This is a genomic window from Kocuria sp. HSID17590, from assembly GCF_003989485.1.
GTDB lineage: Bacteria > Actinomycetota > Actinomycetes > Actinomycetales > Micrococcaceae > Kocuria > Kocuria salsicia.
In genome coordinates this window covers 1-24,919 of the sequence record NZ_RBMB01000001.1, presented here as the reverse complement: position 1 = coordinate 24,919, position 24,919 = coordinate 1, and the positions used below count along the sequence as shown (strand labels likewise).

General features: G+C 71.6%; 21 protein-coding genes. 15 read left to right on the top strand and 6 right to left on the bottom strand.

The window, feature by feature from the left end; translation table 11 throughout:
- Positions 1 to 70 precede the first annotated feature (70 nt).
- From D8M39_RS00100 to D8M39_RS00085, 4 genes are all read left to right on the top strand, one after another.
- Positions 71 to 742, top strand: a complete 672-nt coding sequence (locus D8M39_RS00100) for a DedA family protein (protein WP_126874122.1) — start codon at positions 71 to 73, stop codon at positions 740 to 742.
- A gap of 34 nt (positions 743 to 776) precedes the next feature.
- A complete protein-coding gene (locus D8M39_RS00095; protein WP_126874121.1) occupies positions 777 to 1,001 on the top strand; it encodes a hypothetical protein in 225 nt (74 codons plus the stop codon).
- A 173-nt stretch (positions 1,002 to 1,174) separates the two neighbouring features.
- Positions 1,175 to 2,383, top strand: a complete 1,209-nt coding sequence (locus tag D8M39_RS00090) for a PLP-dependent aminotransferase family protein (RefSeq protein WP_126874120.1) — start codon at positions 1,175 to 1,177, stop codon at positions 2,381 to 2,383.
- A gap of 64 nt (positions 2,384 to 2,447) precedes the next feature.
- A complete protein-coding gene (locus tag D8M39_RS00085; protein WP_126874119.1) occupies positions 2,448 to 4,181 on the top strand; it encodes a choline/carnitine O-acyltransferase in 1,734 nt (577 codons plus the stop codon).
- On the opposite strand, the gene D8M39_RS12710 is transcribed toward D8M39_RS00085, so the two are convergent.
- Both D8M39_RS12710 and D8M39_RS00080 read right to left on the bottom strand, forming a co-directional pair.
- Entirely contained in the window at positions 4,178 to 4,354 is a 177-nt protein-coding gene (locus D8M39_RS12710) for a hypothetical protein (protein ID WP_164497785.1), read from the bottom strand. The two genes, D8M39_RS00085 and D8M39_RS12710, sit on opposite strands and share 4 nt — an antisense overlap.
- Before the next feature lie 3 nt (positions 4,355 to 4,357).
- Entirely contained in the window at positions 4,358 to 4,549 is a 192-nt protein-coding gene (locus D8M39_RS00080; RefSeq protein WP_012399310.1) for a hypothetical protein, read from the bottom strand.
- Between the two features lie 324 nt (positions 4,550 to 4,873).
- Between D8M39_RS00080 and D8M39_RS00075 the strand changes: the two genes are divergently transcribed.
- From D8M39_RS00075 to D8M39_RS00065, 3 genes are read left to right on the top strand one after another with little or no spacing between them, the layout of a single operon-like run.
- A complete protein-coding gene (locus tag D8M39_RS00075) occupies positions 4,874 to 6,268 on the top strand; it encodes an MFS transporter (protein WP_126874118.1) in 1,395 nt (464 codons plus the stop codon).
- Between the two features lie 25 nt (positions 6,269 to 6,293).
- Positions 6,294 to 7,955, top strand: coding sequence for an amidohydrolase (locus tag D8M39_RS00070; RefSeq protein ID WP_126874117.1), 1,662 nt, complete (start codon positions 6,294 to 6,296; stop codon positions 7,953 to 7,955).
- A gap of 43 nt (positions 7,956 to 7,998) precedes the next feature.
- A complete protein-coding gene (locus tag D8M39_RS00065; RefSeq protein WP_238693872.1) occupies positions 7,999 to 8,370 on the top strand; it encodes an SDR family oxidoreductase in 372 nt (123 codons plus the stop codon).
- On the opposite strand, the gene D8M39_RS00060 is transcribed toward D8M39_RS00065, so the two are convergent.
- Positions 8,318 to 8,758: a PaaI family thioesterase gene (locus D8M39_RS00060; RefSeq protein WP_012399306.1), complete on the bottom strand. Its 441-nt coding sequence runs from the start codon at positions 8,756 to 8,758 to the stop codon at positions 8,318 to 8,320. The genes D8M39_RS00065 and D8M39_RS00060 overlap by 53 nt on opposite strands.
- A gap of 201 nt (positions 8,759 to 8,959) precedes the next feature.
- Here D8M39_RS00060 and D8M39_RS00055 point away from each other — a divergent pair, with 201 nt between their 5' ends.
- Positions 8,960 to 9,910, top strand: a complete 951-nt coding sequence (locus tag D8M39_RS00055; protein ID WP_126874116.1) for a helix-turn-helix domain-containing protein — start codon at positions 8,960 to 8,962, stop codon at positions 9,908 to 9,910.
- Between the two features lie 216 nt (positions 9,911 to 10,126).
- On the opposite strand, the gene D8M39_RS00050 is transcribed toward D8M39_RS00055, so the two are convergent.
- The gene (locus tag D8M39_RS00050; protein WP_055082941.1) at positions 10,127 to 11,458 is read right to left on the bottom strand and encodes an NAD(P)/FAD-dependent oxidoreductase; all 1,332 of its coding nucleotides are present in this window, start codon (positions 11,456 to 11,458) and stop codon (positions 10,127 to 10,129) included.
- 169 nt (positions 11,459 to 11,627) lie between these two features.
- Positions 11,628 to 13,112 carry an APC family permease gene (locus D8M39_RS00045; protein WP_126874115.1) on the bottom strand — a complete coding sequence of 495 codons (1,485 nt, stop codon included), beginning with the start codon at positions 13,110 to 13,112 and terminating at the stop codon, positions 11,628 to 11,630.
- Positions 13,113 to 13,312: 200 nt separating this feature from the next.
- Between D8M39_RS00045 and D8M39_RS00040 the strand changes: the two genes are divergently transcribed.
- The 3 genes from D8M39_RS00040 (at position 13,313) to D8M39_RS00030 (ending at position 16,492) form a co-directional block, all read left to right on the top strand.
- A complete protein-coding gene (locus D8M39_RS00040) occupies positions 13,313 to 14,719 on the top strand; it encodes an aldehyde dehydrogenase family protein (protein WP_126874114.1) in 1,407 nt (468 codons plus the stop codon).
- Between the two features lie 236 nt (positions 14,720 to 14,955).
- Positions 14,956 to 16,038: an alkene reductase gene (locus D8M39_RS00035; protein ID WP_126874113.1), complete on the top strand. Its 1,083-nt coding sequence runs from the start codon at positions 14,956 to 14,958 to the stop codon at positions 16,036 to 16,038.
- Between the two features lie 247 nt (positions 16,039 to 16,285).
- Positions 16,286 to 16,492 carry a cold-shock protein gene (locus D8M39_RS00030; RefSeq protein ID WP_012399300.1) on the top strand — a complete coding sequence of 69 codons (207 nt, stop codon included), beginning with the start codon at positions 16,286 to 16,288 and terminating at the stop codon, positions 16,490 to 16,492.
- A 188-nt stretch (positions 16,493 to 16,680) separates the two neighbouring features.
- On the opposite strand, the gene D8M39_RS00025 is transcribed toward D8M39_RS00030, so the two are convergent.
- Entirely contained in the window at positions 16,681 to 18,282 is a 1,602-nt protein-coding gene (locus D8M39_RS00025) for a GMC family oxidoreductase (RefSeq protein ID WP_094393318.1), read from the bottom strand.
- Positions 18,283 to 18,611: 329 nt separating this feature from the next.
- Here D8M39_RS00025 and D8M39_RS00020 point away from each other — a divergent pair, with 329 nt between their 5' ends.
- From D8M39_RS00020 to D8M39_RS00005, 4 genes are all read left to right on the top strand, one after another.
- Positions 18,612 to 19,868, top strand: a complete 1,257-nt coding sequence (locus D8M39_RS00020) for an MFS transporter (RefSeq protein ID WP_055082949.1) — start codon at positions 18,612 to 18,614, stop codon at positions 19,866 to 19,868.
- Positions 19,869 to 19,915: 47 nt separating this feature from the next.
- Positions 19,916 to 21,538 carry a D-serine ammonia-lyase gene (locus D8M39_RS00015; RefSeq protein ID WP_094393320.1) on the top strand — a complete coding sequence of 541 codons (1,623 nt, stop codon included), beginning with the start codon at positions 19,916 to 19,918 and terminating at the stop codon, positions 21,536 to 21,538.
- A gap of 90 nt (positions 21,539 to 21,628) precedes the next feature.
- A complete protein-coding gene (locus D8M39_RS00010; protein ID WP_055082971.1) occupies positions 21,629 to 22,294 on the top strand; it encodes a TetR/AcrR family transcriptional regulator in 666 nt (221 codons plus the stop codon).
- A gap of 135 nt (positions 22,295 to 22,429) precedes the next feature.
- Positions 22,430 to 24,919 (top strand): MMPL family transporter (locus D8M39_RS00005; RefSeq protein WP_148111753.1); only part of this gene is annotated, 2,490 nt, incomplete at its 3' end.

The window sequence follows — 24,919 nt, the reverse complement described above, 5'->3', positions numbered from 1 at the left end:
TCCAAGCGGCCCCCCAGCAACCCCCAGTAGCGTGGTGTCCTCCTGACGACCACGTGCGGAGAACCTCGACATGTCCCTGCCTGCCGCCCTGGCCGCCACCACCCCCGATCCCTCCTCCCAGCTCTCCGGCATCGCAGGATGGGTGGTGGACGTCATGGAGGCCATCGGGGCACCCGGTGCGGGACTGCTCGTGGCCCTGGAGAACATCTTCCCCCCGCTGCCCTCCGAGGTGATCCTCCCCCTCGCCGGGTTCACCGCGAGCCAGGGCGGCTTCACCCTGTGGGGTGCGATCTTCTGGACCACCCTGGGCTCGGTCGTGGGCGCGGTGGCGCTGTACTGGATCGGCGCCGCGCTCGGCCCGCGGCGGCTGCGCGTGGTGGTGGACCGGATGCCCCTGGTGGACCTCGTGGACCTGGAGCGCACGGAGGCCTGGTTCGAGCGCCACGGCCGCAAGGCCGTGTTCTTCGGGCGGATGATCCCCATCTTCCGGTCCCTGATCTCCGTGCCCGCGGGCATCGAGCGGATGCGCTTCGGCCTGTTCGTGCTGCTGAGCGGCGCGGGGTCCCTGGTCTGGAACACGATCTTCGTGCTCGCGGGGTACGTGCTGGGCGAGAACTGGCACATTGCCGAGCAGTACGCGGGCGTGTTCTCCCGGATCGTGGTGGTCACCGTGGTCGTGCTCACGCTCACGTGGGTGCTCAAGCGGATCCGGCGCAACCGGCGGGCCCGCGGCATCGCCTGAACCCTCCGCGCCCGGGACGCCGTGCGGCGTCGTCGTGCCCGGGGCACCCCGCGCGGTGCGCACCGGGATCCGGGAGGGCATCTTCCACGACGTCCCCGCGAACCGGATCGGCGCCTCCCTCTGCACGGGGGTGCACGGGTGGATCGCGATCGAGATGCACCGCCCCGTGCTCCCCGGCGAGGACGCCGACGCCGCCTACGACCGTCACGTGCACGCCCTGCTGCGCGCATGGTGCACGAGCACGCCGCTGGACGCCTGAACCGCGGAGGGGCCGAGACCCTGCGTCCTCCATCTGGGACGTCCCCGGCCGGACGCCACCCGGCAAGGTGCCCGCACCGCGACGCCCCCGGCCGGGCGCCCGATTCGGCTGCGCCCTGCCCGATCCGGTTGCGCCGTGGGCGACCGGCTCGGACGCGGTGGGAGAATGGCGGCATGAGTACTTCGGAGACCTTCTCGTACCGCATTGCCGACCGACTGCGAGGGGTGGACTCCTCTCCCGTGCGCGATCTGCTGGAGGTGGTCTCCGCAGAGGGGGTGATCTCCTTCGCGGGCGGTGTTCCGGACCCCGCGTACTTCGAGGTGGAAGACATCAAGGCCGCCTACGACTGGGTGTTCGAGCACCAGCCGCAGCGCGCCCTGCAGTACGCGTCCAGCGAGGGGGAGGTCGAGCTGCGGGAGCAGGCGGCCCGCCGGATCAGCCGCCACCTGCCCACCACTGCGGAGCAGATCCAGGTGACCACCGGCTCCCAGGAGGGGCTGTTCGTGGTGGCCCAGGCCCTCGTGAACCGCGGGGACACCATCCTGGTGGAGCGGCCCACCTACCTGGCCGCGGTGCAGGCCTTCGATCTCAACGGCGCCCACATGGTGGGTGTGCCCACGGACGAGCACGGCGTGCTCCCGGACGAGCTGGAACGGCTGATCGCGGAGCACGACCCCACGTTCGTGTACCTGATCCCCTCCTTCCAGAACCCCTCCGGGATCTGCATGTCCATGGAGCGGCGCCGTGCCGTGGCGGACGTGCTGCAGCGCACCGGCACCGCCCTGGTGGAGGACGACCCGTACGGCGAGCTCTGCTACAGGGGCGGGCCCCTGCCGCCCATCGCCTCGCTGCCGGGGATGTCCGCCCAGACCATCCTGCTGAACTCGGTGTCCAAGATCATCGCACCGGGGGTGCGCGTGGGGTGGATGCGCTCGGAGGGCCCCATCCAGTTCACGCTCACGGTGGCCAAGCAGGCCATCGGGCTGCAGTCCCCGGTGCCGGACCAGCTGGCCGTGGCCCGCTACCTGGACACCGCCGACGTCGAGGCGCACCTGGAGCGCGTGCGTCCCGTCTACGCCGAGCGGGCCCGCGCCATGCACGCGGAGCTCGAGCGGGTGCTCCCCGCCGGGGCGCAGATCACCCGCCCGGACGGCGGCATGTTCCTGTGGGCGCGCCTGGGCCACGGCATCGACACCACCCGGCTGCTGGAGATCGCCGTGGAGGAGGGCGTGGCCTTCGTGCCCGGCGTCTCCTTCTACGCGCACGATCCGGACACCTCCACCATGCGGCTGTCCTTCGTGACCCACGCCCCGGACGTGATCCGCGAGGGCGTGGACCGGCTGCGGCGGGCCATCGAGCGCTACCTCTCCGAGCGGGACTGAGCGGTCCCGTCCGGGCCACCCCGCCCGCCCCTCCGCATCCGTCACCCACCGAAAGGACCCACCCGTGAGCGTGAAGCCCCTTCCCGTGCCCGCCCTGCAGGACACGCTGTCCCGGTTCCTCACCGCCGCCGAGCCCCTGGTGGACCGGGAAACCCTGGAGGACACCCGCCGCGAGGTCAAGCGCTTCGCATCCCACGAGGGCCCGCGGCTGCAGGCCGCCCTGGAGGAGTTCGCCCGCGCGGAGGACGCCGAGGAGCGCAGCTGGCTGTCCCGGGCGTGGCTGGATGGCTACCTCACCGTGCGCACCCCGCTGCCCCTGACCACGAGCGTGGGCTTCCAGATCACCGGTGACTACGGCGCGCCGGGTGTGGGACGGGCCGCAGAGCTCGTGTACCGGGCCGCGGTGGTGCACCTGCGGCAGCTGCGCGGGGAGACTCCCCAGCAGGTGGATCCGCGCGGCAACCCCCTGAGCATGGAGCAGTGGCAGTGCCTCGCCGGGGGCGTGCGGCACCCCCGCCCGGAACGGGACGAGATCCGCAGACCGGGCGCAGCGGCGTCGTCGTCCGGGGGCGAGGCGCGTGCCCCGGAGATCGGGATGATCCACCGCGGGCGGCTGTACGCGCTGCCGGTCGCCACCGAGGACCGTCAGCCGGTGCCGCTGCGGACCGTGGCTGAGGGGCTGCGGGAGGTGGTGGCGCGGGACGAGCCGCGCGAGACCGAGCTGCCGTTCGGCGCGCTGTCCTACCTGGGCAGCGAGGTGGCGGCACCCCTGCTGGAACGGCTGACCGCGGACGCGCACAACGCGGAGGTCTACGAGCGCATCACCCGCATGCTGTTCGTGGTCAACCTGGTGGAGGCGCGCGCGGAGGTCGTGGAGCACCTGGAGCGCTCGGCGTTCGAGGTGGGGCACGCGTGGGCGTACAAGCCCATCACGTACGAGGCGTGCCTGGAGGACGAGTGGCTGGCCGTGCACGTGGAGCACAGCACGGTGGACGGCGCCACGATCCTCGCGGTGGCGGGGCAGCTGCAGGACGTGACGGTCCCGGACGAGGCGCCGCTGCCGGACGCCCCGCGCCCGGACGCGCTCACGTGGCAGCTGGACGACGGGCTGCGCGGTGACCTGGTGGCCGCCGTGGCCGACTACCGCGCCCAGGCCGCGCTGCTGGGCGTGCACCGCGTGTTCGTGCCCCGCCCGCACCGCGCGGAGCTGCCCTTCCGGATCAGCGACGACGCCGCCCAGCAGCTCATCATGCTGCTCGCCCAGTACGCGACGTACGGGCGCGTGCGCGGGGTGTACGAGGCGGTGGACATGCGCGAGTACCAGGCCGGGCGCACCGAGTGCCTGCGACCGGTGACACCCGAGGCCGTGGCGTTCGTGCGCGCCCTGCACGCGGGCATCGCTACCGAGGAGCTCTTCCGCGCCGCGCTGGACGCCCACCGCGGGTGGGTCAAGGCCTGCAAGAGCGCCCGCGGGGTGGACCGGCACCTGCTGGGGCTGGCGATGATCGCCGAGCGCACGGGTGAGCCCTCCGCGTTCTTCGACACCCCTGCGCTCGCGGCCGTGCGCCACGACTTCCTCTCGACCACGTCGATCGGCGGTCCGGACACGATCGTGCGATATGCGTTCGCACCCACCACTCGGGAGGGCTTCGGCGTCACCTACACCACGTGCACCGACGGCTACGAATTCTGCGTGAACCACCGCCGGGACACGAGCGAGGACCTCGAGGGCTTCGCGCACCACCTCACCGCGGCGGCGCGGACGCTGTGGGAGTTCGTGGGGTCCCTGCGGGGCTAGTTGCTGGTGTCCGGCTCCCGGCCCTGCACGTCCGTCATGGCGCCGATCCCGCCGTCCGCGGGCTGCGGCTGGGTGCGGTCGTCCGTCAGGTACGCCTGCTCCTGCTCGGGAGTCATGCCCACCGTGCGCTCCTTGGCGGTCTGGCCGTCGTCCGCAGTGTGCCTGCCCGCCACGACTCAGCCCTCCCGCTCGGCGAGGATGTCGTCCAGGGTCTCGCGGACGGCCTGCCGAGCGGCCACGCGCGAACTCGCCGCACGCTGCTGCTCGTGGTTGTCAGCGTCCTCGACGCGCTGCTTCTCCTCGTCCTCGCGCTCCTTGGCCTTGTCGCGGGCGGTCTGAAGGGCTTCCCAGATGCTGTTGTCACTCATGACCCCATTCGACCACTCGGGCACGGATGCGACAACCGTCTTGCCCGCATTGCAAGAACAGATGCACCGGGCACCGTTCGTCCTCGACGGCTGGTGGCACCACGGGGTACGGGCGCCGGGCCCCACGCCGTACGGCTGCCACGCGCAGAGCGCCCTGGCCCGGGCGGGGCGCACCCGGGTGGGATCCGGCGGGGACGGGACGGGCGGCGTCGTGCGCTGCGGGGGCGTGGACCATTTGACGCTCTGCGACCTGGGTCACATAGTTGCTGGGAAGAGCCCGCGACACCGCGGGCCGGTTCTTCCCTCCCCGATCCAGAGGTGCCCATGTCCCACACGCACGGTGGTCCCGCGGACCACGCCGCGGACGGCCCCGCCGTCCGTCAGCACGACCCCCGCAAGGCCCGCCGTGCGCTGCTCGGGGCGTACGTGGGCACGTCGCTCGAGTGGTACGACTTCTTCCTGTTCGGCACCACCTCGTCCATCGTCTTCGCGCCGCTGTTCTTCGGCGGGGACGACCCCGCGCTGCGGGTCATCCAGTCCTTCCTGCTGTTCGGCATCGGGTTCATCGCCCGGCCCATCGGCGCCCTGCTCGCGGGGCACTTCGGGGACCGGCTGGGCCGCCGCACCATCCTGATGATCACGATCGTGGCCATGGGGGTCTCCTCCGCCCTGATCGGCGTGCTGCCCACGTTCGAGACGGCGGGCATCGTGGCGCCAATCCTGCTGGCCGTGATGCGCTTCGTGCAGGGCATGGCCGCCGGCGGCGAGTGGGGCGGGGCCACGCTGCTGGCCGTGGAGAACGCACCGGAGAGCAAGCGCGGCTTCTACGGCGCGGTGGTCCAGATGGGCTCGCCCACCGGCACCATCCTGTCCTCGATGATCGTGGCCGCCGTGGTGGCCGTGTCCGGGGAGTCGTTCCTGGAGGGCGCGTGGCGCATCCCGTACCTGATCTCCATCCTCCTGGTGGTCGTGGGCGTGTGGATCCGGCTGCGCGTGGACGAGACGGACGACTACGTGGCCGCCCAGGCCGCCCGCGAGGCCTCCCGCGCGGCCGCGCCGGAGGTCAAGGAGGGCCTGCCCGCCGTCGAGATCCTGCGGACCGTGCCCGGGCGGCTGGTCCTGGGCGTGGGCACGTACCTGTTCGGCAACGCCGGGTTCTTCGTGCTCACCACGTTCATGATCAGCTACGTGACCAAGCAGCTGGGCATGCCCTCCACCGTGATCCTCACCGCCATCACGTGGGGCGCGGTGGCGGAGATCATCACCATGGGGGTGGCCGGGAAGGTCGCGGACAGGACGTCCCCGTCCATCGTGGTGGTCGTGGGCTACGCGGTGGCCGCGGTGCTCGCCGTCCCGATCTTCCTGCTGGTGGACACCCGCAGCGCCGCGCTGATCACGGTGGCGATGATCCTGGGCATCGGCTTCGCTTCCATCCCCTACGCGCCCGTGGGCACGATGCTCACGCAGCTGTTCCCCGTGAAGGTGCGGTACTCGGCCATCGCCCTGTGCGCCAACATCGCGGGTGTGGTGGCCGGGTTCATGCCGGCCCTGGCCGCCTGGATCCTTGGTCTCACGGGCGGCACGTCCACGGGGCCCACCCTGCTCCTGCTGGCGCTCGCGCTGATCTCCCTGGTCTCCTCGCTCCTGGCCCGGCGGGTGATCCGCCGCGACGAGGAGCGGGACGTGGACCAGATCTCCGGGGACCTGCTGAACCGGTGACCCCGGTGGAAACGAGGAATCGCACATGACAGCTCACAACGCACGCAGCGTGACCGTCGTCGACGCCGTGGTGCACCGACCTGCCGGGCAGTACCTGGACGAGCCGCAGGCGGTGGTGGTCGAGGACGGCGTCATCACCTTCGTGGGGGACCCGGGCGAGGCACGACGCCGCACGGCACCCGGGGTGCCGGTGGTGGAGGCGGGCGGGCGGTACCTGATGCCCGGTCTCATCGAGTCCCACGGCCACCCGGGAACGTACGCGCGGATGGCGCTGCAGGCGGACTGCCGGCCGTCGGTCACACGGCGCGCGAGCGACGTCGTCGAGACGATCCGGGACGCCGCCCGGGAGGCCCCCGCCGGGGACTGGGTGTCGGGGTGGGGCTACGACGAGCACCGCATGGACGGGGGTGGCCCCACCCGTGCGGACCTGGACGAGGCGGCCCCGAAGCACCCCGTGTTCCTCAAGCGCACGTGCGCGCACATGGCCCTGGTGAACACCGCGGCGCTGGAGCGCATGGGGATCACGCGGGAGACCCCGGACCCCGCGGGAGGGTGCATCGTGCGGGACGAGCACGGCGAGGCCACCGGGCTGCTGCAGGAGAAGGCCATGTCCCTCGCGGACCTGCCGGCCACCGAGCCCTCCGAGTTCCTGGCCGGGATGCGCGTGGCACAGCGGGAGTTCGCGGCGTGGGGGCTCACCACGGTGCACGACATGAGCACCGGGCCCGTGGAGATGGGCGCCTACCTGCGCCTGAAGGACGCGGGGGAGCTGACCACCCGGTTCCGCCCGTGGTACTTCGCACTGCAGCTCGGCGACTTCCACGGCAGCTACGACGAGGTGATCGGCACCGGGATCCGCAGCGGCCTGGGCGACGACATGGTGCGGATCCAGGGCATGAAGTTCATCCTGGACGGCTCCGTGGGCGGGCGCACCGCCGCGGTCGAGGAGCCCTTCGAGGGCTCGGACTCCCGCGGCATCCTGTACTACGACACTCCCGACGTGGCCCCCATGGCCGCGCAGGCCCTGCGCAACGGGCTGCGCCTGGCCATCCACGGGATCGGAGAGCGCGCCGTGGAGCAGGCCCTGGACCTCATCGAGGGCGCCGGGCGTGAGGTGGCGTCCGAGAGCGAGGACCCGGAGGCGGCGTTCCACGAGCTGGTGACCGCGCGGCGTCACCGGGTGGAGCACTGCGCCCTGCCCACGGAGGAGGACCTCCGGTGCCTGGCCGGCAGCCGGATCATCGCGGCGTCCTCCACGGCCTTCCTGTACGAGCTGGGGGACTCCTACCTGGCGAACCTCGGGCCGGAGCGGATGCGGCGGACCTACCCCATGCGCACGTTCCTGGACCGCGGGATCGTGGCACCCAGCAACTCGGACTTCCCGGTGACCACGGCCAACCCCTGGCTGGGCATCTCCGCGTGCGTGACCCGCACGTCCGTGTCCGGGCAGGTCATGGACACCGCCCAGAACATCACGGTGGCCGAGGCCCTGGACGCCTACACCGTGGAGGCCGCCAAGGCGTCCTTCGACGAGGACAGGGTGGGCTGTATTGCGGAGGGCTTCCTGGGAGACCTGGTGCTGTTGGACCGTCATCCCTTCGAGGTGGACGCCCAGGAGCTCAAGGACGTCACCGCGGAGCTGACCGTGTGCGACGGACGGATTGTGCACCGCACGGACTCCGTCTGAACCACCCCACTGCTCGTCGATGTGCTGATCGAAGGAGATCGTGATGTCCGAGAATCCCGCCATGCCCCAGATGCTCAACGCCCAGTGGGTGGAGAAGACCACCCCCGAGAGGTTCGCCGGCCAAACCGTGGTGGTGACCGGAGCGGCGTCGGGCATTGGCCGCGCCGTGGCCGTGCGCGTGGTGGCCGAGGGCGGCCGCGTGATCGCCGTGGACCTCGCGGAGGACGGTCTCACGAGCCTCGCCGAGGAGCTCGGGGAGAACCTCGTGCCCGTGACCGCGAACCTCACGGAGGAGGACGCCGCCCAGCGGGTCGTGGCCGCCTGTGACGGCCGGGTCGACGCGCTCGTTCAGGAGCCCGGGCTCAGGCCTGCACCTGCGTCTTCGGGGCCGGCGGGGTGGTGCCCTGCCCGGTGAAGTAGGCGACCACGTGACCGTCGGCCTCCAGCACGACGTCGCAGATCTGGTTCCTGCCGAAGCTCACCCGGCGCGTGGCCGTGGCGGTCACGGTCTTGCCCGTGTGCGCGGGGGCAGTGAACGTGATCTCGGCGTTGCGCGTGACGATCGGGGCACCCGCGGTGGCGCAGCAGTAGGCGAGCGTGGTGTCCGCGAGGGTGAACAGGTATCCGCCGTGGCAGATGCCGTGGCCGTTGGCCATGAAGTCCGAGACGGTCATGGACATGCTCACACGCCCCTGCTCGATCTCGCCCAGGTCGATCCCCAGGTGCAGCGGGGCGGGGTCGTTGCGCAGGATCTCGTGGAGCAGCTCGCGGATGGCGTTCATGTCGGTGGGATCGGCGTACATGGTGGTCCTCCGGACGTCGGGGCCGCAGCGGTGCAGGCCCGGGGAGCCGCACCCGAGGGCGGGCGGCGGCGCGGTCTGAGAACACTCTAGGGGCAGGGGGTGCGGGTGTTTCCCCGGTGACGCCCGGAGCCGCGGCCCGCGGCGGCGTAGCATGCGGACACGGGCCCGCAGTGCCGCGGGCGGATCCGAGAGGGGGCGCGCATGACGGGCCAGGAAGCCGCCGGGCGCCGCACGGACCTCACCCTCGCGCAGTGGCGCGAGACCATCAACGCCTCTTTCGCGGCCCTGGAGATCACCGCTCCCGTGGACAGCGAGTTCCGTGCGGATCTCACCACGGTGGAACTGGACGACGTCCACCTCTTCGACATGACCACCGGCGCCCACCGGGTGGTGCGCACCGCCGAGATGGTGGCCCGGGACGCGGGGGAGTACCTCAAGCTGAGCCTGCAGCTGCAGGGTCGGGCGCGGCTGCGCCAGGACGGGCGGGAGTGCGTGCTGGGCCCCGGCGGACTGGGCCTGTACGCGGCCTACCGCCCGTACGAGCTGGTCTACGACGACCCCCAGCACAGCCTGGTGATGACCTTCCCGCGCTCGGTGGTGCAGCTGATCCCCGCCCAGCTGGACCTGGTGACCGCCCAGCGCATCGGCCAGGAGGACGGTCTGGGCCGGGTGGCCGTTCCCATGTTCCGCAACCTGGCTGAGAACATGGACCTGCTGCGCGGCCCCCACGCGAGCAAGCTGGTGCGCTCCGCGCTGGACATGCTGGTCAGTGTGCTCTCCGCGGAGGTGGTGGAGCCGGCCGGGGCGCACGCGGGGGACCTCCTGGTGCAGCAGGCCACCGCGTACATCGCCGACCACCTCGCGGATCCGGAGCTCTCCCCGGGGTCCATCGCCCGCGCCCTGTACGTGTCGGTGCGTCAGCTGCACAGCCGGTTCGCGGCGCAGCACCTCACGGTGGCCGCCCACATCCGCGCGGTGCGCCTGGCCGCCATCCGCGCGGAGCTCGCGGACCCGGCCCACCGGGACGACACCGTCCACACCATCAGCGCCCGGCACGGCCTCACGGATCCCGCCCACGTGAGCAAGGCCTTCAAGGCCGAGTACGGGGAGTCCCCCACCGCCTACCGGCGCCGCGTGCTCAGCTCCTCCTGAAAGTGCCGGCGCACGACGCCGCCCGGCGGCCTCCGTGTCGCACCGCGCGGAGCATCCCGCGCGCCGCAGACACACCGGCACCGTGCACCGCATGTGCCGCGGCACCGAGGGCCGCGTGGCCACGGACCGGGCGGACCTGGTGGCCCGGCACGGTTCGCACGCGCAGACGCCGCCCGCCCCGGGAAGGGCGCGAGCGGCGTCGTCCTGGGGTGCGGCTCAGGCGCGGATTTCCCGGAGGACCTCCCGGGCGGTGGACAGGCCCGTCTCGATGGCGCCGTCCACCACCACGCCGCGCCAGCCGCGCGCCCAGTCCGCCCCGGCGAAGCGCAGCCGCGAGTCGGTGGAGCGGAAGTGGTGCCAGCCGTTGGTGAACTGCCCTGAGCGCAGCGTGGCCCACGCCTGACCGCTCCACCTGTCCGCCACCCAGTCGTGGCCCGTGCAGTCCACGACCTCCAGGTCGGGGCGCCACTGGTCCACGATTGCCTGGGCGTCCCGCGGGTCGGTGAGGTCCACGGCGTCGTGGTGGGAGCCGAAGCCCACGCAGATGGTGGTGTCGTCGTCCATGAAGAACTCGCTGCGGAACACGGCGGCCTTGTGAGGGGTGGGGGCGTAGCCCAGGATGCTGTGGTGGCCCTTGACCTTGACCCAGATCTTGCAGCCCGTGGAGTTCCAGCGCTGGTCGATCACGGTGCGCATCCCCGAGGGCAGGCCCGGGGTGAACTCGATGGTTGGCAGCGCCCCCACCGGCACCGTGACGATCACGCTGTCGCACGAGATCTTCTCGCCGGTGCCCAGGGTGACCGTGGCGCCGTCGGAGCGGTGGTCGACCGCCGTGACCGGGGTGTTCAGGCGGATGGGGCAGCGCAGGTCCGCGGCGATGTTCTCGTACAGTCCCCGCATGCCGTGGGTGAGCTTGAAGCGCAGGGTCTGCTCGTCCACCAGGCTCAACCGGTGGTCGGACAGCGCCGCCCACTGCTTGGCCATGAGCGGTGACCCCTGGTGCGGGTCCCCGATGTACGCGGCGGACCAGTACGCGTCGCACAAGTCCCGCTCCTCCTGGGTGAAGTCACCGCCCTTGAGGCAGTCCAGGACACTGCCCTGGTCCGCCGCGCGGAAGCGCTCCCGCAGCTCGGGGGTGCTGCCGCTGCTCTCGTCCAGCACGTGCAGGGGCTCGTACGGGTACGGGAAGAACTCCCGCGAGTCCTCGAAGATCTTGGCCATGGGGCGGGCCAGAGCGGCATCCAGGTCCGCCTCGGTGCCGTGCTCCACCCGGCCCCCGGTGATCCAGTAGGCGTCGTCGCAGAACGGGCTGGGGTAGATGCTCTGGTCGTAGCGGGTGATCTCGCTCCACACGTGCGGCTGCATCCAGTGCACCCACGTGGCGCCCAGTTCCAGGGGGCGGCCCATGCGCTCCTCGGTCCAGGCGCGGCCGCCCACGCGGTCGCGGGCCTCCACGATCTCCACGTCCACGCCTGCCATCTGCAGTTCACGGGCGGCCACCAGGCCGGCGAAACCGGCTCCGACGATCACGACATGCGGGTTGCTCACGGGTACCTCCAGGGGTTGCGGGTTATCGGGACGAACAGGGTGCGGACGACGCCGCCCGGTCACCCGGGTGCCGAGCGCGCCTCGGGCGCCCGGTGCCGGCGGGTGGTGCACGGTGGTGCAGGGCGTCCGTGGGCCGGGTGCGGCGTCGTCGTCCGGGAACGGGGTGGGCTCAGCGGCGCTCGGGGACCACGGGGATCTCCTGGGACTCGGGGATCCGGTCCACGTGGTCCATCCCGGCGTAGATCTCCGGGCGGGTGCGGCGCAGCACCTCGCCCCACAGCAGGCCCACCACGCCGGAGCCGATGATGATCCCGGGCATCACGACCACCAGCGGGGAGAAGCCCTCCGCGCCGATCATGAGGTCGAAGTTGGAGAGGATCAGTGCGGCCACGGCGATCAGGGCCACGGCCGAGATCACCGGGGCCACCAGCCGGGTCCAGAGCCCGTGGCCGTGGTGGTCCCGTGCGAACCAGGCCACCACGGCCACGGACGTCACGGCCAGCAAGAACACCAGGCCGAAGGCGGCGGCGTTGGTCAGCCACGTGAACAGGGTGAGCACGGGGAACATCTCCCCGAGCTCCGACCCCGCTCCGGCCACCGCGAAGACCACGATGACCACCAGGCCCACCACGGACTGCGCGAGGGACCCCGCGAAGGGGGCGCCGGAGTGGGCGGACACCCGGCCCAGCACGCGGGGCAGCACGCCGGTGCGGCCCAGGGCGAAGAAGTAGCGGGCCGCGCCGTTGTGGAACGCCACGAGGGCCGCGAGCAGCGAGGTGATGAACAGGACGTTGGCCACCGTGGCCAGGGCGGGGCTGCGCTCGCCGAGCCACGCGAACACCAGGTCCGGCCCGAGCTCCTGGGAGGCCCCCACGATCGCGGACGGGCCCACCCCCACGGAGAGCGCCCACGCGGACAGCGCGTAGAACACGGCGATCACACCCACCGCGATGTACGTGGCACGGGCCACGGTGCGGCGCGGGTTCCTGGTCTCCTCCGAGTAGATGGCGCCGGACTCGAAGCCCATGAACGCGGCGATGCCGAAGGCGAGCAGCACGCCCACACCCCCGGTGAGGAAGTGTGAGGGGTTCACGGTCTCCAGGGACAGGCCCTCCGGGGCACTGACCAGGGCCATCACGGAGACCACGGTGACCACCAGGAACTCCAGGGCCACAAGGAAGCCCAGCACCTTCGCGGAGAGGTCCACGCTGTTGACGCCCAGCGCGGCGACCACCAGCCACCCGATCCCCCCGGCCACCCACCACGGGACGGCCACGCCCAGGGTCGAGGACAGCAGGGTGGCCAGGGAGAAGCCGAACAGGCCGTAGAGGCCCACCTGCATCATGTTGTAGGACACCAGGGCCAGGATGGCCGCGGCAATGCCCTGTCGGTTGCCCAGACCCTCGGTCACGTAGGCGTAGAACGCTCCGGCGTTCTGCACGTGCCCGCTCATGGCGCCGTAGCCCACGGCGAAGACCATGATCACGATCCCCAGCGCCAGGTAGCCCAGGGGCACGCCCAGCAGCCCGGACACCGCGAAACTGGTGGGGACGCCGCCCGCCAGCACGGTCAGCGGGGCGGATGCCGCAATGATCATGAACACCACGGACGTGGTGGACAGGTTACGTCTCGCAAGGGTGGTGGTCTCTGCCACGGGGGCCTCCTGTGGTCCGGGGATCGTTGTCCCCAGTGTGTCCTGGACCACATCGCAGCACCTTGTCCCACAGTGCGCCCCACTTGTCTCTGCCTGCGCAGCACCTCCGGCGCCTGCTGCGCGCGAGTGATCCACGGCACAATGGGGGCAGCCGGCCGCGCTCACCCGCGCCGCCCGTCCACCGCCCCAGAGGAGCCACTGTGAACACCTGCCAAGACCTGCTCTCCGCCATCACGGACCCGTCCGGCCGCGAGATCCTGGACCCCGCCACGGGGGAGGTGGTCGGCACGGTCCACGAGTCCACCACCGCCGAGCTCGACGACGCCGTGGCCGCCGCCCGCGCGGCCCAGCCGGACTGGGCGGGGCTGGGCCACGCGAAGCGCTCCGAGTACCTGCACCGGGCCGCGGACGCCGTCGAGGCGAACGCGGAGGCGCTCGCCGAGCTGCTGTCCCGCGAGCAGGGCAAGCCCGTGAAGAACGGGCCGAACGCGGCGTTCGAGGTGGGCGGCTGCGTGGGGTGGCTGCGTGCCAGCGCGGACTTCCCGCTGGAGCCCGAGGTGCTCGTGGACGACGAGTCCGGGTACGCGGAGATGCAGTACGTGCCGCTCGGCGTCGTGGGGGCCATCGGGCCGTGGAACTGGCCCATGATGATCACCGTGTGGCAGGTCGCGGCATCGCTTCGCATGGGCAACACCGTGGTGGTCAAGCCTTCCGAGTACACGCCGCTGTCAGTGGTGGGCCTGGTGCGCGTGCTCAACCAGGCGCTGCCCGCGGACGTCCTGCGCGTGGTCCCCGGCGGCGGCGAGGTGGGCAAGGCGCTGTCCACCCACGAGGGTGTCGACAAGATCATGTTCACCGGCTCCACGAAGACCGGTCAGGCCATCATGCGCGCCGCGGCGGACGGCCTCGCCCGCCTGACCCTGGAGCTGGGAGGCAACGACGCCGGCGTCGTGCTCCCGGACGTGGACGCCCGGGCGGTGGCCGGGGACCTCTTCTGGGGCGCGTTCATCAACACCGGCCAGACGTGCGCGGCGCTCAAGCGGCTGTACGTCCACGAGGACGTCTACGAGGAGGTGTGCGAGGCCCTCGTGGAGGTCGCCCGGCAGATGCCCATGGGCAACGGCCGCGAGGAGCAGAACGTGCTGGGCCCGCTGCAGAACAAGCAGCAGTACGACATCGTGGCCGGGCTCGTGGAGGACGCCAAGAAGGGTGGCGGCCGCGTGCTCATGGGCGGAGACCCGGTGGCCGAGCAGCCCGGCTACTTCTACCCCACCACGATCATCGCGGACCTGCCCAACGACAACCCCCTGGTGACCCAGGAGCAGTTCGGCCCAGCACTGCCCGTCATCCGATACTCGGACGTGGACGAGGCCGTGGCCATGGCCAACGGCCTGGACGTGGGGCTCGGTGCCTCCGTGTGGAGCTCCAGCACGGACAACGCCATGGCCGTGGCGCAGCGCCTCGAGGCCGGCACGGTGTGGATCAACAAGCACGGCGCCGTGGACCCGCGCATCCCCTTCGGCGGCATCAAGAAGTCCGGCTTCGGCCTGGAGTTCGGCGTGGAGGGCCTCAAGTCCGTGGCGGCGAGCAAGGTGATCTCCCGCTGACGACCGCACCTTGTGGCCGGGCCTGATGCGCGGGGCCGGATGCACCCATCGCAAGACGGGTGAATCCGGCCCATTCGCGTGACCGTCTGTGGGCTGCGGGGGCGCTCGCCTGGCGGATGTCGGGACCGGTGGGCGAAGCTCGTGCGGGACCATGAAGTTTCCGCGGGAATGATCAGCGCGGCAAGGGTGTTCCGTAGATGACTCAGCAGTAGCACTCTACCGACGGAGGGACCCGCATGCCCACCCTGTTCGACCCCATCACCGTAGGAGCCTTCGAGCTCAAGAACCGTGTGGCCATGGCGCCGCTCACCCGGATGCGCTCCGACGAGGACGGCGTGCCCAAGGACATGAACGTGGAGTACTACGCCCAGCGTGCCTCTGCGGGCCTGGTGGTCACCGAGGGCACGTTCCCCGCCGTGACCGGCCGGGGGTTCTGGGGACAGGCCGGGATCGAGACCACCGAGCAGGCGCTCGGGTGGTCCCGCGTGGCCGAGGGGGTCCACGACAAGGGCGGCGTGATGTTCATGCAGGTCATGAACGCGGGCCGCGTCTCGCACCCTGAGCTCACGGGAGGTGCCACGCCGGAGGCCCCGAGCGCCGTCGGCATCGACCAGCAGACGCACGTGCCCAGCGGTAAGCAGCCCATCCCGGTGCCCCGCGCGCTGGAGGTTGATGAGCTGCCGCGGATCCGGCAGGAGTTCGTCTCCGCCGCGCGCCGTGCGGTGGACGCGGGGATCGACGGCGTGGAGATCCACGGCGCCAACGGGTACCTGCTCCACGAGTTCCTGGCCCCGTCCGCCAACCACCGCGAGGACGAGTACGGCGGCTCGCCCGAGAACCGGGCGCGCTTCGTGGTCGAGGTGGTGCGCGCCGTCGTCGAGGAGATCGGCGGGGACCGGGTGGGTCTGCGGATCTCCCCCGAGCACAACGTCCAGGGCGCCATCGAGGACGACCACGACGACGTCCGGGCCACCTACTCCGCGCTGCTCGCCGGCCTGCGGGACCTGGGGCTGGCCTACCTGTCCGTGCTGTACAAGGACATCGACGGCGAGTTCGTGCAGGAGCTGCGCGGCCAGTTCGACGGGGTGTTCTACCTCAACAGCGGGTTCAGCGAGTACACGGAGCTCGAGGAGTCCGAGCACATCATGGCCGCGGACCTCGCGGACGGCGTCATGGTGGGGCGCGAGCTGATCGCCAACCCGGACCTCGTGGAGCGCTGGCGCGACGGCCTGGAGCTGAACACCCCGGATCCCAAGACGTTCTACCTGGGCGGCCCCAAGGGCTACGTGGACTACCCGTTCGCCGCAGCGCGCGTCTGAGACCGGGCACCCGGGGCCGTCTGGAGGAGGGCGGGTCGGAGGGGCGCCGGGGCGCGGCGTTTGACTCCGGCACGCCGGGGCCGTAGCTTGAGGAGAAGTTGTTGAGGTTTCGTTTTGTCTTTTAAGCATCACCCCACCGTCTGAGGTGTGGCAGTTTTTCTGAAGAAACGTTCGTGGCAAGCATCGCAACGCCGAGCCCCCGAAATTCGGGACGAGCTCACTTTCTCTCAGAAAGACAGGTCTGACTATGACTACTGGCACCGTCAAATGGTTCAACGCTGACAAGGGCTTCGGCTTCATCGCCCCCGAGGACGGCTCCGACGACGTCTTCGCCCACTTCTCCGGCATCAACTCCGGCGGCTTCCGCTCCCTCAACGAGGGCGACAAGGTGGAGTTCGAGGTCCAGCAGGGCGACCGCGGCCTGCAGGCCACGAACATCTCCGTGATCTCCTGATCACTCCCTGATCATTCGTCCGCGGGCGAGGACAGCTCCCCGGGGACCACGAGAAATGCGCTCTGCCGATTGCGGCGGGGCGCATTTCTCGTGGTCCGACGGGTGCCTGGGGGTCTGCACGCCGCCCCGGAGTGCACACGCTCTCCCGGGCTCTGGCCGGGCCTCGGCCCCGGTGACCCGGTCTCAGGTCACCCTCCCAGCAGCATCCGCGCCCCCTTCTCGCCGATCATGGCGGAGGGGGCGTTCGTGTTGCCGTTGGTGATGAACGGCATCACGGAGGCGTCCACCACCCGCACGCCGTCCACCCCCCGCACGCGCAGCGTGGCGGGGTCCACCACGGCCATCTCGTCGGTGCCCATGCGGCACGTGCCCACCTGGTGGTGGTAGGTGGTCACGGCCCGGTCCATGTAGGCGTCCTCGTCCGCCTCGGTGACCACGTCCGGTCCGGGGTAGATCTCCCGCGCGCCCCACTCCTCGGCCAGAGGGGACGACGCCGCCATGGCCCGTCCCTGCCGCAGCGATGCCCGCAGCGCCTCCCGGTCCCGGGGGTCCGAGAAGATGTTGGGGTCGTAGTGGGCGGGGTCCGTGCTGCTGGGCCCGGTCAGGGTGATCCTGCCCCGCGAGTACGGGCGCACCAGCCCGGTGTGCAGGGTGAAGGAGTTGGCGGGTCCCTCCATCTGGTCGTCGTACATGGGCACGCAGAAGTGGAGGGGCTGGGTGTCCGGGCGGTCCTGGTCCGGGGTGGACTTCCAGAACAGGTGCGTCTGGGTCACCGCGATCTCGTTCTCGGGGTGCTCGATGGTCCGGGCGGTGGCCTCCGCGATCACGGGCACGAGCAGGTGGTCGTGCAGGTTCTCGCCCACGCCGGGCAGGTCCACTACCGGCTCGATCCCCACCTCCCGCAGGTGCTCCGCGGGGCCGATGCCCGAGCGCATGAGGATCTTGGGGCTGTCGAGCGCCCCGGCGCACAGCACCACCTCGTCCGCCTCGATGATCTCCCCGTCCGAGCGGAGGTCCGCGGTGGGCTCCTCGGGTGAGACGCCCTCCACTTCGGCGTTCGGGCCCGCGTGCAGCTGGACCCCCGTGACCCGGTTGTCCGTGACCACGAGCCGTTCCACCACCGCCCCGGTGTGGATCTCGATGGCGCCCCGGTCCACCCACGGCTTCGCGTACGCCATGTAGGTGGTCACGCGCCTGCCGTCCGCCACGGTGAGCTGCTCCTGGGAGATGCCCTCCTGGGAGCCCGAGTTGTAGTCGGCGTTGAACGGCACCCCCACGGCCTCCGCGGCCGCGATGATGGAGTCGAAGATCGGGCTGCGCCGGTAGCTGCCGACCACCGGAACGGGACCGTCCGTGCCGCGGGGCGCGGCGGCGTCGTCCGCGGTGGGCCCGTCCCAGGCCTCGAGCGCCTCGAAGACGGGGGCGACGTCGCGCCATGCCCAGCCAACGCAGCCGGCCGCGGCCCAGTCGTCGTAGTCGAGCGGGTTGCCGCGCACCCAAATGGCGGCGTTGAGCGCGTGGGAGCCGCCGAGCACGCGCCCGCGGGGCCAGTGGATCACCCGTCCGGAGGCGTGCTCCTGCGGCACGGTGAAGTAGTCCCAGTCCTCGGGGCTGTGCCAGAGCTCGCCCAGGCGGGAGAGGTGCGGGATGGCCGGGTTGGTGTCCTCGCCGCCCGCCTCGATCAGGGTGACGCGGTGCCCGGCCTCGGCGAGGCGCCCGGCGACGATGGATCCTGCGGTGCCCGCGCCCACGACGACGGTGTGGCGGGCGCTGTCTGCTGTGTCCGTCATGCCCCCAGTATGTGACGCGGGACACGCGGCCGCTGGTCCTGGCGTGCAGGACATTTGGGGATGCGTGCTGGGCCGTCTGCCCCCCCCCGGTGAGGATTAAGGGCAGGTTTTGCTGTCTACCACCGAGTAAGCGGCAAAAGCTGCACTTAATCCTGGGGTGGGTGTCTGCACCAACGGAGCAAACGCGGATTTTCGCTGCTCAGGCTGCGTTTACTCCACAAGACAGCACCATCCCCCGGCGGCGCCCCGGTAGAATCGGCGGCGTAGACAGGGGTTCTCCGCGTGTGTGGTCGGGTGCGCGGTTGTCCGACGTACCCAGGAGCACGCACATGAGCACACCCCCGCCCCACGAATCCCCGCGCACGACGACGCCCGCGCCGGCAGGTGCCCCTTCGCTCGTGGCCGCGGGTGGTTGGCCGTTCCTGATCACGGGGCTGATCGGCCGCCTGCCCGCCGCCACAGTCCAGCTGGGGGTGCTGCTCTACGTGAGCGGCGCGGGACTGGGGCTGGGGCTCGCCGGTCTCACCGTGGCCGCCACGGGCCTGGGGTCAGCGGTGGGGGCCCCTCTGCTGGGTCGGATGGTGGACCGCTTCGGACCGTTGCCCGTGGTCGTGTCCGCCACCGTGGTGCAGCTGCTGGGCATGAGCTCCCTGCTGGCCGTGGTGCTGCTCGAGGCGCCCTCCTCCCTCATCCTCGTGTGCGGTGCCGTGATCGGCGCCGCCAATCCGCAGATCGGCGCGATCGCGAGGGCGCGCTGGTCGGCGCTCGCGCGGCGTCGTCGTACGCCCGGGCTGGTGAGCAGGGCGCTGGGCTACGAAACGGCGTGCGACGAGGTGGGGTTCGTCTTGGGCCCCGTGATCGCGGGCGTGCTGGTGGGGGTGCTGGGTCCGAACCCCGCGCTCGTGGTGCTCATGGTGTGGGTGCTGCTCGGTCAGGGCTGCTTCATCGTCTACCTCGCGCAGCGCCGGAACCTGAGCCTGGACACCCGCTCGATGGAGGTCACGGACGGCACCGCCCCCCGGATCCGCTGGGCCGCGGTGCTGCCGCCCATGCTCGCGTGCCTGTGCGTGGGCACCGTGTTCGGCTCCACGCAGACGGCCCTGACCGCCATCAACGCCGAGCGCGGCACGGAGGCCTACACAGGTCTGATCTACGGCTGCATGGGGGTGGGCAGCGCGCTAGCGAGCCTGCTGGTGTCCCGGCTGCCGTCGCGCGTGCCCCTGTCGGTGCGGGTGGCGGCCGGTGGTCTCATCGTGGGCGCCACGGCTGTGGCCCTCATGACCGTCCCCGGCCCGGTGCCCCTCGGTGTGCTCTACGCGGCCACGGGCCTCGGCGTGGGGACCCTGCTGGTCAGCGCATACACGCGCGGCGAGCGGGCCGCGCCGTCTCACCGCATGGCCAGTGTGATGACCATGCTCACCACGTGCATCGTCCTGGGGGTCTCGTTCGGCTCCGCGATGGGCGGGTTCCTGTCCGAGGTGCCGCAGCGCGGGTTCCTGATCACCCTGGGCGCGGGCATCGCCGGCCTCGTGGCCGCGGTGGGCATGCACCTCACCCGCCCGGAGAGCACGCGCCGGGTGGTGTGAGGCGCCCCCCGGTGGTCCCCTTCCCCTGACGGCGCCATGATGGACGCATGACAGCCCAGCGCCCCGACCCGCGCCCCGTATCCCTGCCCCCGGCTCGGGAGGACGTCTTCCCCGGCGGTCTCCTCGCAGATCCGCTGACCGCGCGCCTGGCCCGGGAAGAGCCCCTGACCTGGTGGAATCCCGCCGCGACGGACGCCGCGCAGGGGCTCGCGGCGTCCGGGGTGGACCCCGCCATCGTTGACGACGCCGCCGCGCGCCTCGAGCGCTTCCGCCCCTGGATCGCGGCGACCTTCCCGGACACCGCCGCAGCGGGCGGACTCATCGAGTCGCCGCTGCAGGAGGCCTCGGCCTGGCAGGACGCCGCCGGGGTGCGGAGTGGGCGGGTGCTCCTCAAGAGGGATGACATCCTCCCGGTCAGCGGCTCCGTCAAGGCGCGCGGAGGAGTGCACGAGGTGCTGCAGTACGCGGAGTCACTGGCCGTGGCCCACGGCCTCCTGCCGGACCCGGGCCCGGGCCCGACAACGGGCTGGGACTCCACGGCGGACGCGGACTCGACATTGGGCCCGGGCCCGATGAAGAACCCGGACCCGGATTCGGACGCAGGCGCAGGGCTGGCCCCGGTCGTGGCCCCGGCACTCCCGGCCCACCGGCCGTCGTCGGGCGGGGCTGCTGCCCCCGGCTTGAGTGCGGGCGTTGCGGTCGGCGCAGCAGACGGTCCGGACGAGGCTGCGCGGACCGGTGCGGCACGCCCCACCGACGGCACAGCCTCCCGCACGGTGGACTGCACGGCGTTCAGCAGCGCACCGTTGCGCGCCCTCATGGCCGAGCACCGCGTGGTGGTGGGCTCCACCGGCAACTTGGGACTGTCCATCGGGATCATCTCCGCCGCGCTCGGACTGCAGGCCACGGTGCACATGTCCACCCACGCCCAGCAGTGGAAGAAGGACCTGCTGCGCTCGCGGGGCGTGGAGGTGGTGGAGCACAGCACGGACTACACGGAGGCCGTGGCGGCGGGTCGCCGGGCGGCGGAGCACGACGATGCGGTGCACTTCGTGGACGACGAGCACTCCCTGAGCCTGTTTGCCGGGTACGCCGTGGCGGGCGCGCGCGTGGCACGCCAGCTCGCGGACCAGGGCATCGCCGTGGATCAGGACCATCCCCTTTACGTGTACCTGCCGTGCGGGATCGGAGGGGCACCCGGTGGGGTGGCCTACGGTCTGGCGCGGGAGTTCGGGGATGCGGTGCGCTGCGTGTTCGTGGAGCCCACCCAGGCGCCGTGCATGCTCCTGGGGCTGCACACGGGACTCCACGACGGCATCTCCGTGGCGGAGCTCGGACTCACCACCCGCACGCTCGCGGACGGTCTGGCCGTGGGGCGTCCCTCGGGCTTCGTGGGACGTGCGATGCAGGGGCTGATCGCGGGCTGCGTCACGGCGTCGGACGAGCAGATGACGGACCAGGTCAAGGCTCTGTATGCCACAGAAGGCATGGTCGTGGAACCGTCGGCTGCCGCGGCGCTGGAATCCATCCTCCGGGTGGCGGGGGACGCGGCGCGTGGTGGCTCCCCCGAGAGTGCCGGGGTGCGGGTTCCGGAGGGCGCCACCCACCTCGCGTGGCTCACGGGCGGGGGCATGCTGCCCGCCGACGTGCGGGCGCGCTACCTGCACTGAGGTGGAGACCGGCGCCCCCGGGTGCGGACCGGTGAGACCCTCCGCACAGAAAGGTGCACACAGTGCAATGACTGCCGTACGATGGCGCACGTGACACCCCAGCTGATCTCCGGATGCCGCCAGCGGCCCGCGGCGGAGCCCAAGGACAAGCGCGAGGCCATCCGGCTGCGCAACCGCCGGGCCATCATCGTGGCCGCGGGGGAGCTGGCCACGGAGCGGGGCGCGGACCGTGTGACCGTCAACGAGCTCGCGGAGCGCGCGGGGGTGTCCCGCCGCACCATCTTCAACCACTTCCCCTCGGCGCAGGACGCGGTGTTCGAGCACCTGTCGGAACTGGCCACCGACCTCATCGGCCGGGTGCTGGAGGAGCTGCCGGACCCCGGGCCGGCGGGGGAGGCGAGCCTGGGGGACGTCTACCGGCAGCTGATCCACGCCCTGCGCTCCCGCGGGCTGATCGCCGAGCTGCAGCCGGTGCTCTCCGTGGACGTCAAGGGCACCCCGGCGGCGTCCCTGTGGAGCTTCCGGGTCACCAGCACCGCGGTGCAGCGCCTGGACGAGGTGCTGCGGGAACGGCTGCCCCGGTACACGCCGTTCCAGACGCACCTGGTGGCCACCACCCTCATCAACTCCTTCGCCGAGTGCCTGGACGAGTGGCTCGCCCGCACCGGCGGCGTCCTGGACGAGCGGGGCCGCCGCACGTGGGACGAGCTGCTCTCCACCGCCCTGGACGTCCTGGGGCGGGGCTTCGACTCCTGACCACGCGGCGTCGGCCTGTCCGCCGGCGCCCTCCGACCTCGCGCGGGGCCCGCCCCGCACCGTCCGGGCACGCGCTGCGGCGCACACCCGGCGGCGCACGCAAGAGAACCCTTCCGATTCAGTAGGAGACATCCCGTGGCACGACTTCTCTACAGGCTGGGCAAGAGCGCAGCCGCTCACGCGTGGGCGGTGATCCTGGTGTGGCTCGCCGTCCTGGCGCTGGCCGTGGGCGGGGTGGCCCTCTCGGGGGTGAACCTCAGCAACGCGGTCACCATCCCCGGGACCGAGACCCAGAACCTGGCGGACCGGCTCAAGGCGGAGATGCCCGAGGCCAACCAGGGCACCGGACGGGTGGTCTTCCACACCACGGACGGCTCCGCGTTCACGCAGGCGCAGAAGGACGGCGTCGCCGATGCGCTCAAGGCCACGCAGGACGTCTCCGGCGTGGCCTCCACCGTGAACCCGTTCGAACGCCAGCAGCAGCTGGACGACGGCCGCCAGCAGCTCAAGGACGGCCGCGCGAAGCTGGACCAGGGCGAGAAGCAGATCGCCCAGCTCAAGCAGAGCCTGCCGCCCGGGGTGAGCGCGGAGCAGGTGCTCAAGCAGCGCGGGGTGGATCCCGCCGCCATGGAGCAGCAGAAGGCCCAGCTCGAGGAGGGCGAGAAGTCCTTCGAGCGCATGGGCGACTACCGCGTGGTGTCCAAGGACCAGAACTCCGCGATCAGCGTGGTCAACTTCACGCAGGAGCAGAACGCGGTGGAGGCGGACACCAAGAACGCCGTGATGGACGCGGTCCGCAGCCACCCGGTGGACGGCGTGGACGTGGACTTCTCCCAGGAGATAGCGCAGGACATCACCGCGCTGCTGGGCCCCTCGGAGGTCATCGGCGTGGTCGTGGCCGCGCTGGTGCTGCTGATCATGCTGCGGGCGGTGGTGCCCGCGGTGCTGCCCGTGCTCACCGCGCTGCTGGGCGTGGCCGTGGCCTCGTGCATCACCCTGTCCTTCTCCGGCGTGGTGGACATGATGTCCGTGACGCCCATGCTCGGCGTGATGCTGGGCCTGGCGGTGGGCATCGACTACTCGCTGTTCGTGCTCAACCGGCACCGCCAGCAGCTGCGCGGGGGAATGCCCGTGCGGGAGTCCATCGGGATGGCCGTGGGCACCGCGGGCACCGCGGTGTTCTTCGCGGCGCTGACCGTGATCGTGGCGCTCGTGGCGCTGAACGTCACCGGCATCCCGTTCCTGGGCCTGATGGGCACCGCGGCGGGTCTGGCCGTGCTGGTGGCCCTGCTCATGACCCTCACGCTCACCCCCGCGCTGCTGTCCCTGGCCGGCACGCGGGTGCTGCCCAGGAAGCAGCGTGGCGCCGAGCCGCGCGAGGGCGTGATCGACGAGCACAACGTGCCCCTGCACCTGCGCCACCCGTGGCTGAGCACCGTGGCGTGCGCGGCGGTGCTGATCGTGCTCGCCCTGCCGGCCCAGAGCATGCGCCTCGGGCTGCCGGACGCCTCCACCGAGGCCCAGGACAGCACCCAGTACAGGGCGTACCAGCGCATCGCCGAGGACTTCGGTGCGGGCGAGAACGGCCCGATCGCCGTCGTCGTGGACCTGCCCGAGGGTCTCGACAAGGCCCGGGCGCAGGAGAAGATGGACGCCGTCTCGGACCGCCTGGCGCAGCAGGAGGACGTGGCCAACGTCCTGCCCGGCCAGCTTACGGACGACCGCGCCACCGGTGTGATCCAGGTGATCCCCGAGTCCGGTCCCGCGGAGGCGGCCACCGAGAACCTCGTGGGCAGCATTCGTGACCTCAACGGGGATCTCGGCTCCCAGCAGGACGTCCACGTGGGCGTGGCGGGCACCACCGCCGCGAACATCGACGTCTCCCAGCTGCTCGGCGAGAAGCTCCCGCTCTACCTCGGCGTGGTCATGGTCATCTCCATCCTGCTGCTGCTCATGGTGTTCCGCTCGATCCTGGTTCCCGTGATCGCCACCCTGGGCTTCCTGCTCTCGGTGCTCGCCTCCCTGGGCGCCGTGGTGGCCGTGTACCAGTGGGGCTGGGGCGGTGCCGTGTTCGGCGTGCACGATCCCGGGCCCATCCTGAGCTTCCTGCCCACCCTGATGATCGGCATCCTCTTCGGCCTGGCCATGGACTACCAGCTGTTCCTGGTCTCCGGCATGCGCGAGGCGTACGTCCACGGGCACCCCGCGCGCCAGGCCGTGGTGTACGGCTTCCGGGCCGGGCGCTCCGTGGTCACCGCGGCCGCGATCATCATGATCTCCGTGTTTGCGGGCTTCATCTTCTCGGAGCTGGCGATGATCAAGCCCATCGGCTTCGCGCTCGCGGGCGGTGTGCTGCTGGACGCCTTCGTGGTGCGCATGCTCCTGGTCCCGGCGGTCATGCGTCTGCTGGGCGAGAAGGCCTGGTGGCTGCCGCGCTGGCTGGACCGCATCATGCCGAACGTGGACGTCGAGGGCGAGTCCCTGGCCCGCGCGAGCGCCGGTGTGGCGGTCGCCGCTGGCACGGCCTCGGCGGACGACGACGCCGCACGCCGCTCCCACGCGAGGGGTCGCCACCGCGCGGAGTCCCCCGGGCGCCAGCGCGGCACCGCGCAGCACACCGGAGCG